Here is a 16,079-nt window from a genome sequence, read left to right as displayed (position 1 = left end):
TCAGACCTCGTAGTTCATGATATTGAAGGCGCGGTAGTATTTGTCGTCGTGCAGCAGGCCGAACAATTCGAGCGAGGCCCCGGTCGCCAATGCATGGGTATATTTGCCCGGAAAAAACATGACCGTCGGGCGGTCCTTCGCCGTGCTCTGCAGGTTGTTGAGCACGTTGTGTGAGCGCAGGTAGGGGTAAACCTCGCCTATGCCTGACAGGAAGATCACATCGTGCGGGATTTCCTCAATGCGCCGCGCGACCGCCGGAATGAGATGTTCCTGGGGGTCGAGAACACCTTGCAACAGCTCCTTGAGCTCGGCCTTGTCCGTCTCGGCCTCAACCTCAAGGATTTGCGCAAAGATACCCCGATCCTCGAGGATTTTGATCGAAAGGTCATAGAGGTCGATATCAAGGACGCGCACACCGGCATGTCCCAGCCGGGCGATCAAATCTTCGCGATCCTCGCCCAGGTTCAGGCCATCTTCGGCATCGAATGCGCAGATGAAGAAGGGAACCTCGTTGCCCAACCCTTGCTTGTGCAAGAACCGTTCGCTGGAAATCACCCTGAACAGGTGCTCGGCACGGACGCGCCGATCAGATCTCGTAGTCACAATTACCCCCCATTTCCGGGAAAGATCCGCAAATCCGCCGGATTGCTCTCCTCGATCAGCCGCTTCATGTGCCCTGACAACCAGATCGGCTGAATTCTGCCCTCGACGCTCCTTACACCCGCTTCCCGCAAAATCCGGAACAGGACCTGTCGCAATTTCGCGGCGGTTGATGGTGAAAGCGCCGCGAGGCTCGGATCACATTCCGCTTTGTCCGCGAGAAAACGGTCAAACACCTCATGGCCCAGGTCAAGCCGCCAGGATTGGTAGCGCTCATTGATCACCTCGACCGCGAATTCGTAAACAAAGCGATAGGTCCGACAGATCGCCAGCCACATCACAGCCTGCTGCTCGGTGCGATCTGCCTCTACCGACAGGTAATGGCGTTCGGCATCGGAGAGATGGCCGATCCGGTCGTACACCTCACGAAGCGCGCGGGTTTGCGAGGCCAATTTGGGCAAGGAAGACGCGCCTTGCGCGAGCAAACGCTCGCGAGCGCAAGCCCAAGTCTCACCGGGTCGGTAGGCGTGAGCGATCGTCAGGCTCTCATTGAGCATCAGCCCGCCCACACCGAACGACATTCGGTATTTTTGATGTTGTGCGCGATCGCCAGAACTCACAGCGCGAACTCCGCCTTTTCGAGGGCCGCACGTGTCTCATCCCGGTTGACCACCACGATATGCTGGCTGCGGGCAGGCAGCTGGGCGGCGTCGCCCAGAAGGCCGAGGCGCTTCAGCACGTAAAACAGCATCGCATAGCGGACGGTCAGCACGGCCGAGCCGTTCGCCATCCCATAGTCCTTTGCAACCACCGCCTTCTGGCTTTCGGTTAGTTCGGGATGCGGGCCGATCTCGATGCCGAAGCGCTCCTGCCAAAGAGCGTCCTGATCGGCCGGCGCGCCAGCCTCGCCGAGCTCGCCCACATCAAGGATGCGCGGCAGGAGGAAATCCTTGAACTTGTCGGCGATGTGGCAGTAGCCGCGTACATGCCAGCGAAACCCGTCATACCCGAAGGCGTGCGGTGTCATGCGGCGCCAGATCGGGTCGGGACGATCCCTGCTCATCGACTGATAGTGGATATCGACCGATCGCACGTCACGGACCGCACCCAGTATCGTGCGTAGCACCCTGGCGTCGATGTCGCGGCGCGGTGTCAGCGCGATATCGGTATCCGGCACCTGGGTGATCCACGATTCGCCCAGTTCGATCAGCCCCTCGGCGACCGAACGCAGGCGCGACAGATAGCCATAAGGGTCGGGCTTGAGGAAAATCGGCTCGAAATCCGGGCCAGCCACATAGCGACGCGCGCTCTTGTCATAGAGCGCATTGTGCGGTGCGCGCTCCTGATAGAGCGTCAGATCCTTCGACGCCTGCGGCACCGACACGTCGAACATATCGATGATATCCGAACGATTGACCCCGCCCTCCCAGAACAGCCGGAACTCGATGAACTCGAGGCGGCGCTCGACGCCCCATTTCAGCGCTGGCCCCTCGCTGGTCATATGGTTCCGTTCCTTCATATCACGAGGGTATAAAAACTATATGGACATATCTGTAATGCTCGTATAGTTTCTATCTGTACTATGTAGTCGCGTCAAGCGGAACCGGCGAGACAACAAGAGGAAGTTGGCGATGAGCACCAATCCTAATCGGCGCACGATCGTCGCGCATGGCCGTTTGGCGATGCGCGAATTGCGGCTCGACGCCGCCCGGCGGCGCCTCCATGGCCTGCAGATCCTTTCGTTCGAACAGCTCGCAGTGCGATTGGCGGGAGGCTTCACGCGGCCGATCGACGACGAGAGCCTGCGCACCGCGATCCAGACTGCCTTGCCGGCGACGCCCTTGGGCGAACTGGACGGCATCAAGTTGCTTCCGGGAATGGTCGACGCGTCAGCGGATACGCTCCACAAAGTCTGGCGCTCGGGGATTGATCTGGCGGCGCGGGCTCACGAACATCCGCGCCTCGACTCGATTGCGCGTCTGGAACGAGCTGTTCTTGAGCAGCTGCCGCCCGGGATGGTGCGCCCCGCCGACCTCGTGACGGCAGCGCTGCAGCGACTGGGCCACGCCCAAACTGTCCTTGGTCCCGTCGAGATCGTCGGGATCACTGAGCTCTCGCCCATCTGGCGCCCGCTTCTCGCGGCGCTCACGGCGCATGTGGAAGTTTCATGGATCGCGGGGCCAAGGCCCGTCCCGGATTGGCTCGCCGCGACCGGCGTCGCAATTCGCCGTTCGGATGGACGGGCGCCTGAGCGGCATATGGTCAGCGCCGCCACCAGCTATCATGAAGCGGTCGAGGCGATCCGCTGGGCGCGCGCGCTCATGGCGTCTGACGGCATCAATCCCGCCGACATCGCCATCGCCGCCGCTTCCACGACCGAATATGACGACCATTTCCTCGCCTTGCGCGCCGATGCGAACCTGGACCTCCATTTCGTCCATGGCATCAAGGTCACAACGACGCGCGACGGTCAGGCGGCGGCAGCGCTTGCCGATATTCTGATCCGCGGGTTCTCGCAGACCCGCATGCGCCGGCTCGCTGCTCTCTGCGGGTCGGAGACCGGCCCGTTCCAGTCATTGCCGCAAGGGTGGTTGCGCGTTCTGCCCGCCGATGCGCCACTGGCCTCTCTCAGCGCCTGGGATCGGCTGCTCTCTCGCCTCACGGCTGCGGACTGGCCCGACGGCCAGAATCACACGCCCACCTTGCGGGGTATCGTCGATCTCCTCGCCAAGGGGCATAATGCCGCCGCCGAGATCGGCGGCGCGTTTCTGACCGGCCGCGCACTCGCGATCTGGCGCAAGGCGCTGCTCGCCGGTCCCTCGGTGTCGCTGGATACGACCCTGGCAGATCTGAAGCAGGACGATGGTCTTGAAGCGTGCGTGTCGCCGGCCTGGATGCCCGCAAGCGCACTCGCGGCATCGCCGCGTCGTTATGCCCGCCTCATCGGGCTCAACTCTTCGCGCTGGCCGCGCGGAATCTCCGAAGATCGCCTCATCTCCGATCATATCATCCCTACCGCTGAACTCGATCCGCTCCCGATCGGCGCTGCTGACCGGCGCGATTTCGAGACCATCCTGGCGACCACGGAGGGCGAGGTCACCTTGTCGCGCGCGCGACGTGATGGCGAAGGCCGGTTGCTCGGCCGGAGCGCGTTGCTCAGGCCAGTCGGGCACGAAATCTACATCGGCCGTAACGCCGTCCCAACACATGCCTTCAGCGAGACCGACCGCCTGATGGCGCGGCCGGATGAGTTCGCCGGCGACAGCCAGGCCGCCAGCGCCCTCACCACTTGGCGCAATTGGCATCGCAAGGAGATCACGCCACACGACGGATTGGTTCGCGCGGACCACCCGCTGCTGCTCGACATCCTCGCACGCGTCCAGTCGGCAAGCTCGTTGAAGCTGCTCCTGCGTAGCCCGCTGGGCTTCGTCTGGCGCTATGGCATGCGCCTGAAGATGCCCGAGAGCGGCAGCGACCCGCTGGTGCTCGACGCGTTGGCGATGGGCGATCTCGTCCACATGACCCTCGACCTCGCGCTTCAGGGTCTCGAAGCGAATGGCGGCCTCGCCAATGCAGGCAATGCCGCCATCACCGCCGCCATCGAAGCGGCCGCCGCGAATGTTGCAGGCGTCTGGGAGAGCCAGCGGGCAGTCCCGCCGCCGGTCATCTGGCGGCGCACGCTTGACGATGCCCGCACACTTGCAGAACGCGCGCTCACCTATCGCGACGAGGAGCTGGCGGACGCGCGATCCTATGGCGAAGTCGCCTTTGGCGGCGCTACCCCCAAGACCGTGGCCGACAGCCCTTGGAATGCAGCGGCCTCGGTCACGATCCCCGAAACCGGCTTTGCCATCAAAGGCTATATCGACCGGCTCGATCTCTCGGGCGATGGGACGCGCGCGCTCGTTCGCGACTATAAGACCGGTCGGCCGCCCAAGACTAATATCAGCATCGACGGCGGTCGCGAATTGCAGCGCTGCCTCTATGCCTTCGCGGTAAAATCCCTTCTGGGTGCCGATGTCTCGATCAGTGCTTCGCTGCTCTATCCGCGTGCCGAGGTCGATCTCCAGCTCGCCGACCCCGAAGCGACGCTTGGCGCGCTTACCGGCTATCTCCAGTCCGCCAGCACCAGCCTGAGCGCTGGCCATGCGCTGATCGGACCGGACACCGGCGGCACATATGACGATCTCGCCTTCGCGCTGCCCGCCAACGCCGGCGCTACCTACTGCAAACGCAAGACGCCCGCTGCCACCGAGCTCCTCGGTGACGCTACTCTGGTCTGGGAGGCCCAGTAATGACCGCCGCTATCCACATCTTGCGGGATGACACTGCCCGCCGCGCCGCGATCAGCGGGCATGATCGATCCGTCCTGGTCGAGGCCGGCGCCGGCTCCGGCAAGACTGCCGTCATGGCAGGCCGGATCGCGGCCATGCTCGCGCAAGGGACGCCCCCCAAATCGATCGCGGCCGTGACCTTCACCGAACTGGCCGCAAGCGAACTTCTTGTGCGCGTGCGCGATTTCGTGAGTGAGCTTGTCGCGGGTATAATTCCGACCGAACTCAGGATCGCTTTCCCCGATGGGCTATCCGGCCCGCATAAGGCGCATCTCGAGGCGGCCGCGGCGCATATCGACGAGATCACCTGCTCGACCATTCACGGTTTCTGCCAGCGTTTGATCAAACCCTATCCGGTCGAGGCCGATATCGATCCTGGCGCGAGTGTCATGGACCGCAATCAGGCCGATCTCGCTTTTGTCGAGATCGTCGATGCGTGGCTGCGCGACCGGCTTTCCGGCGCCGAGGGCGGCCTCATTGGCGAGATGGTGCTCCATAGCCCTGGCGAAACGGTCGGTCTCATCCACCGCATCGTCGATAATCTGCGCAAGCGGCGCACCGTCGCCGCCCCGGTGGCGGAGGCGCTCGCGCCCCATCTCGCAGCGTTTCAGGCGGCGGCGGCGGACTTCGCCGAGTTTATCCGCACCTCCGCGGCCGTCGAGGAAGAGACGGCGGTCTTCGCCGAGCGCTTCGCGGAAATGGCGGATGGCCTTGAGGGCGGCCCCGCCATCGATACGCCCGCTGGCCTCGTGCGACTGCTGACCTTGCCGCCACATCCCGACCTTTGCACCAAGGCCTGCACGTTCCTGGCCTTCAAGAAGAAGGGCAAATGGATCGAGGCGGCGAAGCGCGAAGGGCTCGCCAAGGCTGATGGCGAGCGCCTCAATCTTGCGGCCGAAGCGGCCTATGCGGCGTGCTGCGTGAGCTGGCAGACGCTGATGCAGAATGTCGCGAGCCGCGTCCTTGCCGATCTCATCGGCGACGTGCGCCCCGTTCTCGATCTTTTCCGCGACTATAAGCGGTCCGCCGCGCTGCTCGATTTCGACGATCTCATCTTCGCGGCGCGCGACCTCCTGCGCGATCATGATGATGTGCGCCGGGCGCTCGCCGCCCGCTTCTCGAAGGTGCTGGTCGACGAGTTCCAGGATACCGATCCGCTCCAGACCGAAATCTTCTGGCGCCTGTGCGGCGAACCGCCGGAGGCCGGGGCAACTGCGGATTGGAGCCGTTTCACCATCCGCCCCGGCGCCCTCTTCCTGGTGGGCGATCCCAAGCAGGCGATCTACCGGTTCCGCGGCGCCGACGTCTCCGCCTATGTCCGCGCCCGCGATGCCTTCATCGCTCAGGACGAGGACAGCGTCATGTCGATCTCGACCAACTTCCGGTCCTGCGCTCCGATCCTGACGTTCGTGAACGAGCGGTTCGAGGGACCGCTCTCCAGCGACGGCCAACCCGGCTTCACCGCGCTTGATCCCTTTCATGCCGATCGCGGCGAGGCTCTGTGCATTGCGGCGCTGGATGTCGCGGTCGCCGGCGAGGATGGCAAGGCGTCGGCCGAACAGCAGCGCGATGCCGAGGCAGATGCCGTCGCGCAGATGTGCGCGCGGCTGATCGGCAGCGAGATGATCCTTGATCGTCGTTCGGGAGCCGGCCGCCTGTGCCGCCCGGGCGACATCGCCTTGCTCGCGCCCACCGGCAGCGACCTTTGGCGCTATGAGGAAGCCCTGGAGCGTTATGGCATCCCGGTCGCGACTCAGGCCGGCAAAGGCCTGTTCCGCCGCCAGGAAGTTCAGGATCTCATCGCGCTCACGCGTGTCCTCGCCGACCGGCGCGATACGCTGGCGCTGGGCGCATTGCTGCGCGGGCCGCTCGTCGGGCTCACCGAAGAGCAACTCCTCGATATCATCTGGGCGCTGCCGCGGCCGGACGATACGTCGGACAGGCTGCCCCGCCTCGACCTTGGCGTCGATCCGGCGGACATCACGCATCCCCTGGTCCGGGCGACGATCGAAAAGCTTCAGGCGCTGTACCGCCAGACCAACAGTACGACGCCGCACGAGCTTCTCTCGCAGGCGATCGATGCGTTGCGGGTGCGGCCCATTCTGTTGGCGCGCCACCGTGGCCAGGCCGAGCGCGCGCTTGCCAATGTCGATCTCTATCTGAGCCTCACCTCGGCCTTTGCTGTTCGCGGCCTGCGCGCCTTTGCCGAGACGATGACGGCGGCCTGGACCGACGAGGCGCGTGCCGTCGAGGGCCGACCGGATGCACAAGAAGAAGCGGTAGCGCTCTACACCATGCATGCGGCCAAAGGGCTGGAATGGCCGATTGTCGTCCCCATCAACACGATGACGGGGATCAAGGCGCCCGATAGCGTCGTCACCGACCGCGACAGCGACACCTTCTATTGCCCGGTCTTCGGGGTGAAGCCAGCTGGCTATGAAGAGGTGCTCGAGGCAGAGAAAGCCGAACTCGACCGCGAACGCATCCGTCTCTGGTATGTCGCCGCGACCCGTGCTCGCGAATTGCTGGTACTGCCGCGGCTCGACGCGGCGCAGTCGAAGTCGGCCTGGATCTCGTTGGTCGATCTGTCGCTGGGAGATCTGCCTGCGCTCGATCTCTCGCACTTGCCCGAAGATATGGGCGAGGCCGCGGCGCAGGCGGTCAACGCCCAGACCCGCGATGGTTTTGCCGCCGAAGCGGCTGCAATCCTCGACAAGCGCCAGCGCCTTGTCTGGCTCGCGCCGAGCCGCGATGAGAGCCAAACCGGGCCAGTATTGACGCCCGAAGCGGTCGAAATCTGGGCGGCCGGTGATGACGCCCTACCCGATGACGACAAGCCCACACCGAGCATTCAAGGCGGTCGCGAGCGCGGGCTCATCCTCCATAAACTGCTCGAAGAGGTGCTGACGGGCGAGACCAAGGACGACGAGGCGGCGCTGACCGATCGGGCACGGACCCTGATCGTGGAAATCGGTCAGCCGGTGACGGATGATCCCGCCCAAGGTCTGACGCCCGGCGAACTTGCCGGCTGCGTGGTTCGGACGCTCGGTCTGCCCGAGATCGCCGAGCTGCGCCCCGGCCTTGTGCCTGAGCTCTCTGTCTATGCGGCGGTTGAGATCGAGGGCGTCGAACAGGCGACGGCCGGTATCGCCGATGCCACCAGCTTCGACAACCACGGCAAGCCTTCGGTGGTGATCGACTGGAAGAGTGACGTGCAGCCGGCCGCCGAGACGATCGAGCACTATCGCGCTCAGGTCCGGGCCTATCTCGACATAACCGGCGCCGAACGCGGGCTGATCGTGCTGGTGACATCCGGTCAGGTGATCACCGTCGCTCCGACCCCGGCAGCCGTCGCGGCTTGAAGCGCAAGGGAGGCAGGGTAGCCATGTTGAAGCGAACGACGCCCAAAACGCCCGACCAGGACGATCTGTTCAGCGAAGAGGTGTCGCTTCTTTTGCCCGCCCGCCTTGCCCTCGAGGGCAAGATCCTGGGGAGCGCGGTGCGCCAGCAGGCGGTGCCCGCGGCCGAGACCCCATGCCGCCTCAGACCGTTTACGGTCCGCCGGGTTCACGGCTTTGAGGCTCTCCTGAAAAGCGGCGAGATGCTGAAGATCATCAGCGCGAAAACGGCCGCCTCCCTTGACGCTGATCTTCTGCTGCTCGTGCCGGATGCCAAGACACCCAAGGATATCCAGGGAGCCTTGCTGCGCGGCGACGGCCGCTGGGTGGGATCCAAGCCGATCGATCCCGCAGCGCTTAGCGCACAGGCCATGGCCGAGCGTCTGGCGGGCGTACTGCTATCCTGGGATGAGGCCTTTCATCTGCGCGAAGGGCGCCCGGCAGCTGACGACAAACCTGCTTATCCCGGACTGCGCCGCCCCCAGATCGGCGCGCTCCACGCCGCGCTTGCCCACGCTACCCGCTCGACAGATCCAGCGACCATCGTGATGCCGACCGGCACGGGCAAGACCGAGACGATGCTGGCGCTCAACGCCCGCCAGCGCTTCGACCGCTTGCTGGTCGTGGTCCCGACCGATGCACTGCGCGAACAGATCGCCGCCAAGTTCGAGACGTTCGGCGTACTCAAGAGGCAAGGCTGCCTCGATGAAACCGCGCAGTTCCCCGTCGTGACAAGGCTCGCCCATATCCCGGCATCAATCGCCGAGGTCGATCAGATCTTCGACAGCGCCAACGTCGTCGTGACGACCATGCACATTGCCGGGCGCGCCGAGGCGCCGGTGCAGGAGCAAATGGCCGAGCGGTCCGCGGCGCTCTTCATCGACGAGGCCCATCATATCGGCGCGCGAACCTGGAAGGCGTTTCGCGGCCTCTTTGTCGAACGTAACCCGCCGATCCCGGTGGTTCAGTTCACCGCCACGCCCTTCCGTGAGGACGGTGGCCGTGTCGATGGCGAGTTCATCTACACCTATCCGTTGAAGAAGGCGCAGGCGGAGGGCTATTTCAAGCCGATCCGCTTCGAGGCCGTGTTCGGCCTCGACCAACCCGACGCCGACCAGGCCATCATCGACAAGCTCGGCGACGTGCTCGCCGCCGATCTGAAAGCCGGCCTCAACCATCTGGCGATGGCCCGCTGCAACACGATCGAGCGGGCCAAGCAGCTCCACGGCCTCTACGCGGCTACCTATCCCGACTATCGGCCGGTAATCGTCCACAGCCAGCAGTCATTGAAGGATCGGCGTGCCAATCTGGCTGCGCTGCGCAGCTTTGAGAGCCGGATCATTGTCTGCGTCGATATGCTGGGCGAAGGCTTTGACCTGCCCGAGCTGAAGATCGCGGCCCTTCACGATCATCATAAGAGCGTCGCCGTCACGATCCAGTTCGTCGGCCGTTTCACGCGCCAGGATCCAACGCTCGGCGACGCGACGGTGATCGCCAATACCGGTGTCGATGATGTCGATCGCTCGCTGGCCAAGCTTTATGCTGAGGATGCCGACTGGAATGCACTGGTCGAGGCACTCAGCTCGGCCAAGATCGAGCGCCAGGTCCGCCGCGCCGAGATGTTCAAGGGGTTCTCCGGTGACCTGAGCGACATCCCGCTGCAGACCCTCGAACCGAAGATGAACGCGTTCCTCTACCGGACGTCATGCGAGGCCTGGGATCCCTTCGCTGCCGAGGAACACTACAACCCCGGCAGCTATCTCGGTATGAAGCTCAATCAGCACAAACGGGTCGCGATCTTCGTCACCCGCGCCGAGGAGCAGGCCCGCTGGACTTCGGCCCAGCAGGCGGTGAATGTCACCTGGGACCTGCACATGATGCATTGGGATCAGACCACCGGCCTCCTTTACATCAGCAGCTCGGCCAAGGGGCCGTTCGACCGGCTTGCCAAAGCTGTCTGCGGCGAGACGACGCGCCGTGTCGAGGGCGAGGAAGTGTTCCGCAGCCTCCATGGGTTCAAGCGTCTCATCCTGCGCAATCTCGGCCTGACCCACCATCAGGGGCGCGGTGTCCGCTACTCGATGTATATGGGCGTGGACGTGGCCGATGGTCTCGACAGCGCCAAATCCCAGTCGCGGATTAAGAACAATATCTTCGCCACGGGCTTCCTCGACGGGATGCGTGCCTCGCGTGGTTGTTCGGCCAAAGGCAAATTCTGGTCGAGCGCGAAGATTCATGATCTGACCGACTGGGTCGACTGGTGCCAGGATGTCGGCCGCACGGTGAACGATCCCGGCATCACCACGGACGGCGTCTTCAAGAGTGCGATGCGCCCACGCCAAATCAGCCAGCGCCCGGCTGTGCCGCCGGTCGCGATCCACTGGCCGGAATCGCTGATCATCCAGACCGAGGAGCGGATCGAGATCTCGTTTGGCAACGACGCGGTCACGTTTGCCGAATGCGACATCGAGCTGCTCGGCAATGCTCGCACCGGGCCGCTGCGCTTCGCTGTGCGCAGCGATGACCATTCGGCCGAGTTCGAGATTGTCTTCAGCGACGGCCATGCCCGATATCCCCAGCGCGCCGGTCCCAAGACCACCATCAAGGTCGGCGGCAAGGTCCAGACCCTCTCGGAATCCTTCGGCGAGGACTCGCCCCAGATCGATTTCGGTGATGGCTCGCTGCTCATTTACAGCCATCTCTATAGCTTGCCCGAGGGCGAGACGATCGAGCCCTATCCGGCCGATCGGATCGAAGTCTGGGACTGGTCGAAGGCGAATATCCGGGTGGAATCGCAAGGCACCGGAAAGCGCGCAGATTCTGTCCAGCGCAGCGTCATCGAGATGCTGATGGCCGACCCTGATCCCTACGACGTGATCTTTGACGATGACGGCAAGGGCGAGATCGCCGACGTCGTGGCGCTGCGGATCACCGACAGCGTGGTTTCTGTAACCTTGTACCACTGCAAATATTCAGGAGCAGACACTCCGGGCGCACGGCTCGGCGACCTCTATGAGGTGTGCGGACAAGCCCAGAAGTCGGCCCGGTGGCGCGATCGGCCGGGCCGCATGCTCCAGCACATGCTGAGGCGTGAGAAGATGCGCCGGGACCGGGGCGAGAGCTCGCGGATCGAACAGGGCTCGGCCGCCGGGATCAAGAAGCTGAAGGTGGGCTGGCAGGATCACCGCTTCGAGTTCGACGTCCGTATCGTCCAGCCCGGCCTTTCCCGAAAGGCGATTGGCGAGGAAGGCTTGCATCTCCTCGCCGGCGTCGAGACCTATCTTCTTGAGACCCGCGCCATGAGATTGAAGATCATCGGGAGCGTGTAGCTTCTTATGGAAACTGCAAAACCATCGTCAATGTACGGGTTTAAATTTCCCCGTTGGCAGTCGACCGCCTTAGGCCCATCGCTGACAGATCAAGCACCAGCGGTCTTAGAATTTCGCGAGTCCAAGTCCCTCCACGCGAAAGGACATCGATGAAATCCTCCTGGTTGGGTTGGCCGAGCGCAAGGCGATAGATCATGCGCTGCTCCCGGAGCTGGGCAAACCGCAGCATGTCGCGTCCGAAAGGCCGTTCGAAGACGTGCCGCTGCACCTCGGCTCCGTCGAACACCCACCACGGCTTTAGCCCGCTCGTGTCGACAAATCGGTCTGCCAACTGTTGAAGGCATATCCAGGGCGAACCAGCGCTCTGCTTGTCGGCCAGCCAATCGCCACGCAATTTCGATGCGAGTCGCCGGCGCACGGCAAGCCCAGCATAGCGCTGGTGACACGCCTCGAAAAGGAGACCCGGATCGGCAAGGGCGGGACCCTGGCGGGACAGCTCTCGCGGCTCGACCTGGTGGTGCTCGATGAACTTGGATATCTGCCGTTCGCGCGCTCTGGTGGCCAGTTGCTGTTCCACCTGATCAGCAAGCTCTATGAACGCACCAGCGTCGTCATCACGACCAACCTCGCCTTCGGTGAATGGCCTACCGTGTTCGGGGATCCCAAGATGACCACCGCCTTGCTCGACCGCGTTACGCATCATTGCGATATCGTCGAGACCGGCAATGACAGCTGGCGCTTCAAAAACCGCAGCTAGCCGCCACTCTCTCCCTATCTTCACAACGGACTTGCGCGGTGTGCGCCTCCGGCCGGGTTACGCCCGACCTCCACCGCACACCGCGCAGGGCATCAACCACAACCCTCCGCTCAATCTCGAAAAGGGGTCCCTCTTCGACGCCGATATGGAGTCCCGTTTGCGCGCCGTTTGACACATTGAGGCAGTGAAGACGCGTCCCCACCGCCTCGGGAAACGGGCCGGGATGTGCCCGTCTTCGCGACGCTCAGGATATTTGCGGCGTCCGTTGGTACAGGCGTTCGATGTCGCTTGGCCTGGCGAGGTCATGGCCCGGGCTCATGACTGCGGCGGCGCCAGCCGCAATGCCGAAACGGAATGCTTCGCCCATCTCCCAGCCAATCGAGATCGCAAAGAGCATGGCGGACAGGAAGCTGTCACCCGCGCCGACCGCGCTTTTCGCCTCGATGGGGGCGGCCGGCAGGAAAAGCGGTCCATCGGCGCTGGCGAGGATCGCGCCCTGATGGCCCATGGTCACGGCGACATGGGCGGCTCGTCCGGATCGAACGATTTCGCTTGCCGCATCGGCGATTTCGTCGGGAATGGCGAGCTCGAGCCCGGTCAATTGCCGTAACTCGCCGATACTGGGCTTAACGAGAAAGACGCCGCCAGCCTCAAGGCCGCCCTTGAGGCCAGGGCCTGAACTGTCGAGGACGACGGGAATATTGCGGCGACGCATCAGCGCGACGACCTGACCATAAAAATCGTCGGGCATGCCGGGTGGCAGCGAACCGCTCAGGACCATGAAATTGCATTGCGCGGATTCAAGCTGGTCAAGGCAGGCTTGCCACTCGGCGGGCTGGATGGTCGGCCCGGGTGGGACGAAGCGATATTCCTTGCCGCTTTCGAGCTCGAGCACGGCGGATGCGACGCGGGTATGGCCCGCGATGTGGATGCGATTGTGGACGAGTTGGTGCAGATCGAGCAGGCCGTCGAGGGCATCGCCCGTGGCGCCGCCCGCCATATAATAGCTTCGGGCATTGCCGCCGAGGCGAACAAAGACCCGGGCGACGTTGATGCCGCCGCCGCCTGGGCTGTAGAATTCGGATTTGGTTCGCATTTTGCGCGTATGGAACATGCGATCGACTTCATAGGCGACGTCGATCGTCGGGTTCAGGGTCAGGGTGGCAATGTTCGTCATCCCGCCATTTGAGCGGGCTGGATGCATTCCGGTCTATCCGCAATATCCCCAATTCGTTCCGCCGGTACGGCATGCCAAGACAGCCCTGTCGGGCGTCGCAATCCCGATGATGCCTGGCGTCGTTCCGCCCCTCCCCGAAGTGTAAAATCTGTTTGCCAGTCCCGCCATCATCACATTGGCCTCGCTATCCGTGATTGCTTGCGTTCTGGAACTGTCCGGGTTTCTCGACCGCGCTATTGTAGCAGGCGTGAGACTCTGCGAGCGAGGTTCGGGGAATCTGGCTGCTGTTGTGCTCACTAAGGAAAATCTCTCATAGCGGGAGCACATCGCGTCACTATGGTGTCGCGGATCAGAACCCTGCTAATTGGGAGCGCGTGCAGTGACGAGCAATGAGCCGAAAATCACCTTCCACGGCGCCGCAGGGACAGTCACTGGTTCGTGCATGGAACTCGAATATGATGGCCGCGCGATCCTGATTGATTGCGGCCTGTTCCAGGGCCCCCGGACGCTTGAGACACTCAATCGCGAGCCCTTTTCGTTCGATGCACGCAAGATTGCCGCCGTCGTCCTCACGCACGCGCATATCGACCATAGCGGCCTGTTGCCAAAGCTGGTCGCCGAGGGCTTCAGGGGGCCGGTCTATGCGACGCCGCAAACGCGCGATCTTCTCTACCACATGCTGCCCGATGCCGGGCGCATTCAGGAAAGCGAAGCGGAACGCCGTAACCGGCGCAGGGATCGCAAGGACGAGGAGCCGGTCGAGCCGATCTATACCGAGGCCGATTCCAAGGCGGCCTATGACCAGATAGAGACGGTGGCGCTCAACAAGTGGTTCCAGCCCGCGCGGGGCTTCACGGCCCGGTTGTGGAATGCCGGCCACATTCTGGGTTCAACCTCCGTCGAGATGCAGATCGGCGAAACGCGCTTACTCTTTTCCGGCGATCTTGGACCTGACCACAAGGCTTTCCACGCCGATCCTGAGGGACCGTCGGGGCTCGATCATGTGATCTGCGAAAGCACCTATGGCGACCGGGTCCGCGAGGATTTAACGATCGAGCAGCGCCGCACGCTTCTGGAAGCTGAAATCAAGGCGGCGCTGACGCGCGGCGGCAATCTCGTCATCCCGGTGTTCGCGCTGGAGCGAACGCAGGAACTGCTCCTCGACATCGCCATGCTCATCAATACCGGACGTCTGGCCCACCCCCAGGTGTTCATCGATTCTCCCCTGGCGACGCGGGCGACCGAGGTGTTCGCGAAGCACGCCGGGGAGCTTGAGGACATGGGCTCGGGCGAGATCTTCCACCATCCGTCCTTCCACTATGTCCTGAACGCCGCGGAATCGATGCGGCTCAACAGTCTGTCCGGCGCCATCATCATGGCGGCTTCGGGCATGTGCGAGGCCGGGCGCATCCGCCATCACCTGCGCCATAATCTGGGGCGAAGGGAATCGACGATCCTGTTCGTCGGCTTCCAGGCGGCCGGGTCGCTCGGCCGGACCATTCTCGATGGCGCCAACCGCGTGCGGATCTGGGGTCAGGACGTCGCCGTTCGTGCCCAGATCCGCCGGATCGACTCCTATTCAGCGCATGCTGACCAGCAGGATCTTCAGCGATGGATCAAGGCGCGGCAGCCGATCGAGGGCAGCCTCTTCCTGAGCCACGGCGAGTCCGGATCGGTCGAGACATTTCGCCGGTTGCTGCAATCGGACGGGACGGCGGCGTCGATCATCGCCCCGAAGCTGGGCGAGACCTATGCGCTTCCCGCGCGCGCGCCGGCGCGGCGCCTCAAGACGGGCGACCCCGAACTGCAAGGCGCAGTCGGGCGCGACTGGCAGAATGACTATGCCGATTTCTCGATCCGCCTGAAAAAGGAGCTCCAGGGTATCGAGAGCGCCTCGGAACGGCGCGAAGCCCTTGCGCGGATGTCCGAGGTTCTTCGCTCGTACCAGAGGCACCGGGACAAGCGGAAAGCGCGGAACGGTTAGATTTTCTCAGCGACGCGGCAATCGGGATAGACGGATCGAGCCTGGAGCGGATTAGGGAACCTACGTATCGGCGCGCCGTGGCGCGTCTCCTATCACGCTTGCATCAAAGCCAACGGAGTAAAACATGTCGAATACACCGCATACCTTGGGCGAAGAGTTTCCGGACCAGATGGACAAGATCCACGCGCTAAAAGTTTCAGACCCGATCTTTGCGCAGCTGCTCGCCACTTATGATGAAGTAAACGACGAGATTCATGTGGCCGAAACCAACGTTCAGCCGACATCGCAGGATCGTGAGACCGAGCTGCGCAAGCGCCGCCTGTCGATCAAGGACCAGATCGCCGAAGCGCTTTCACAGACAGCCTGATCGGTAGACAGCGGCCGGGCGCGCGGCGTCCGGCCGCCTGAGAACGGCGGAGCAATATTCGACCACGGTAGCGGCGGGATAGCCCTGCTGCGGGCGGCGTAAAAGTCGTCCACCTTGAAGCCTTTCTGCCAAG

At 63.4% G+C, this 16,079-nt stretch carries 9 protein-coding genes and 1 pseudogene; 6 read left to right on the top strand and 4 right to left on the bottom strand.

Translation table 11 applies throughout. From position 1 onward, the window contains the following. The 3 genes from CHB74_RS18980 to CHB74_RS18970 all read right to left on the bottom strand — a co-directional run bounded on the left by CHB74_RS18980 (position 1) and on the right by CHB74_RS18970 (position 2,101). Positions 1-519: a DUF1788 domain-containing protein gene (locus tag CHB74_RS18980; protein ID WP_245843040.1), complete on the bottom strand. Its 519-nt coding sequence runs from the start codon at positions 517-519 to the stop codon at positions 1-3. Between the two features lie 86 nt (positions 520-605). Then, complete coding sequence (locus CHB74_RS18975) at positions 606-1,220, bottom strand: DUF1819 family protein (RefSeq protein ID WP_240530316.1); 615 nt, start codon at positions 1,218-1,220, stop codon at positions 606-608. Then, positions 1,217-2,101, bottom strand: coding sequence for a WYL domain-containing protein (locus tag CHB74_RS18970; RefSeq protein ID WP_089221086.1), 885 nt, complete (start codon positions 2,099-2,101; stop codon positions 1,217-1,219). The genes CHB74_RS18975 and CHB74_RS18970 overlap by 4 nt, the downstream gene beginning before the upstream one ends. 130 nt (positions 2,102-2,231) lie before the next feature. Here CHB74_RS18970 and CHB74_RS18965 point away from each other — a divergent pair, with 130 nt between their 5' ends. From CHB74_RS18965 to CHB74_RS18945, 4 genes and pseudogenes are all read left to right on the top strand, one after another. Further along, complete coding sequence (locus tag CHB74_RS18965) at positions 2,232-4,895, top strand: PD-(D/E)XK nuclease family protein (RefSeq protein ID WP_245843039.1); 2,664 nt, start codon at positions 2,232-2,234, stop codon at positions 4,893-4,895. Then, positions 4,895-8,296, top strand: coding sequence for a UvrD-helicase domain-containing protein (locus CHB74_RS18960; protein ID WP_089221078.1), 3,402 nt, complete (start codon positions 4,895-4,897; stop codon positions 8,294-8,296). Before CHB74_RS18965 ends, CHB74_RS18960 begins: the two co-directional genes overlap by 1 nt. Next, entirely contained in the window at positions 8,293-11,661 is a 3,369-nt protein-coding gene (locus CHB74_RS18955; protein ID WP_245843036.1) for a DEAD/DEAH box helicase, read from the top strand. Before CHB74_RS18960 ends, CHB74_RS18955 begins: the two co-directional genes overlap by 4 nt. Positions 11,662-12,091: 430 nt before the next feature. Continuing rightward, a pseudogene (locus CHB74_RS18945) lies at positions 12,092-12,418 on the top strand (ATP-binding protein); the annotation flags it as partial. 244 nt (positions 12,419-12,662) lie between these two features. On the opposite strand, the gene CHB74_RS18940 reads toward CHB74_RS18945, so the two are convergent. Then, entirely contained in the window at positions 12,663-13,595 is a 933-nt protein-coding gene (locus tag CHB74_RS18940) for a 1-phosphofructokinase family hexose kinase (protein ID WP_089221076.1), read from the bottom strand. Between the two features lie 442 nt (positions 13,596-14,037). Between CHB74_RS18940 and CHB74_RS18935 the strand changes: the two genes are divergently transcribed. Both CHB74_RS18935 and CHB74_RS18930 read left to right on the top strand, forming a co-directional pair. Beyond that, complete coding sequence (locus CHB74_RS18935; protein ID WP_089221075.1) at positions 14,038-15,579, top strand: MBL fold metallo-hydrolase RNA specificity domain-containing protein; 1,542 nt, start codon at positions 14,038-14,040, stop codon at positions 15,577-15,579. 124 nt (positions 15,580-15,703) lie between these two features. After that, positions 15,704-15,946: an HP1242/YdcH family protein gene (locus CHB74_RS18930; protein ID WP_089221074.1), complete on the top strand. Its 243-nt coding sequence runs from the start codon at positions 15,704-15,706 to the stop codon at positions 15,944-15,946. Positions 15,947-16,079 lie beyond the last annotated feature (133 nt).

This window comes from Edaphosphingomonas laterariae (genome assembly GCF_900188165.1).
GTDB classification, from domain to species: domain Bacteria; phylum Pseudomonadota; class Alphaproteobacteria; order Sphingomonadales; family Sphingomonadaceae; genus Sphingomonas_E; species Sphingomonas_E laterariae.
The sequence above is the reverse complement of the archived record's forward strand: the minus strand, read 5'-3'. Positions and strand labels throughout refer to the sequence as shown.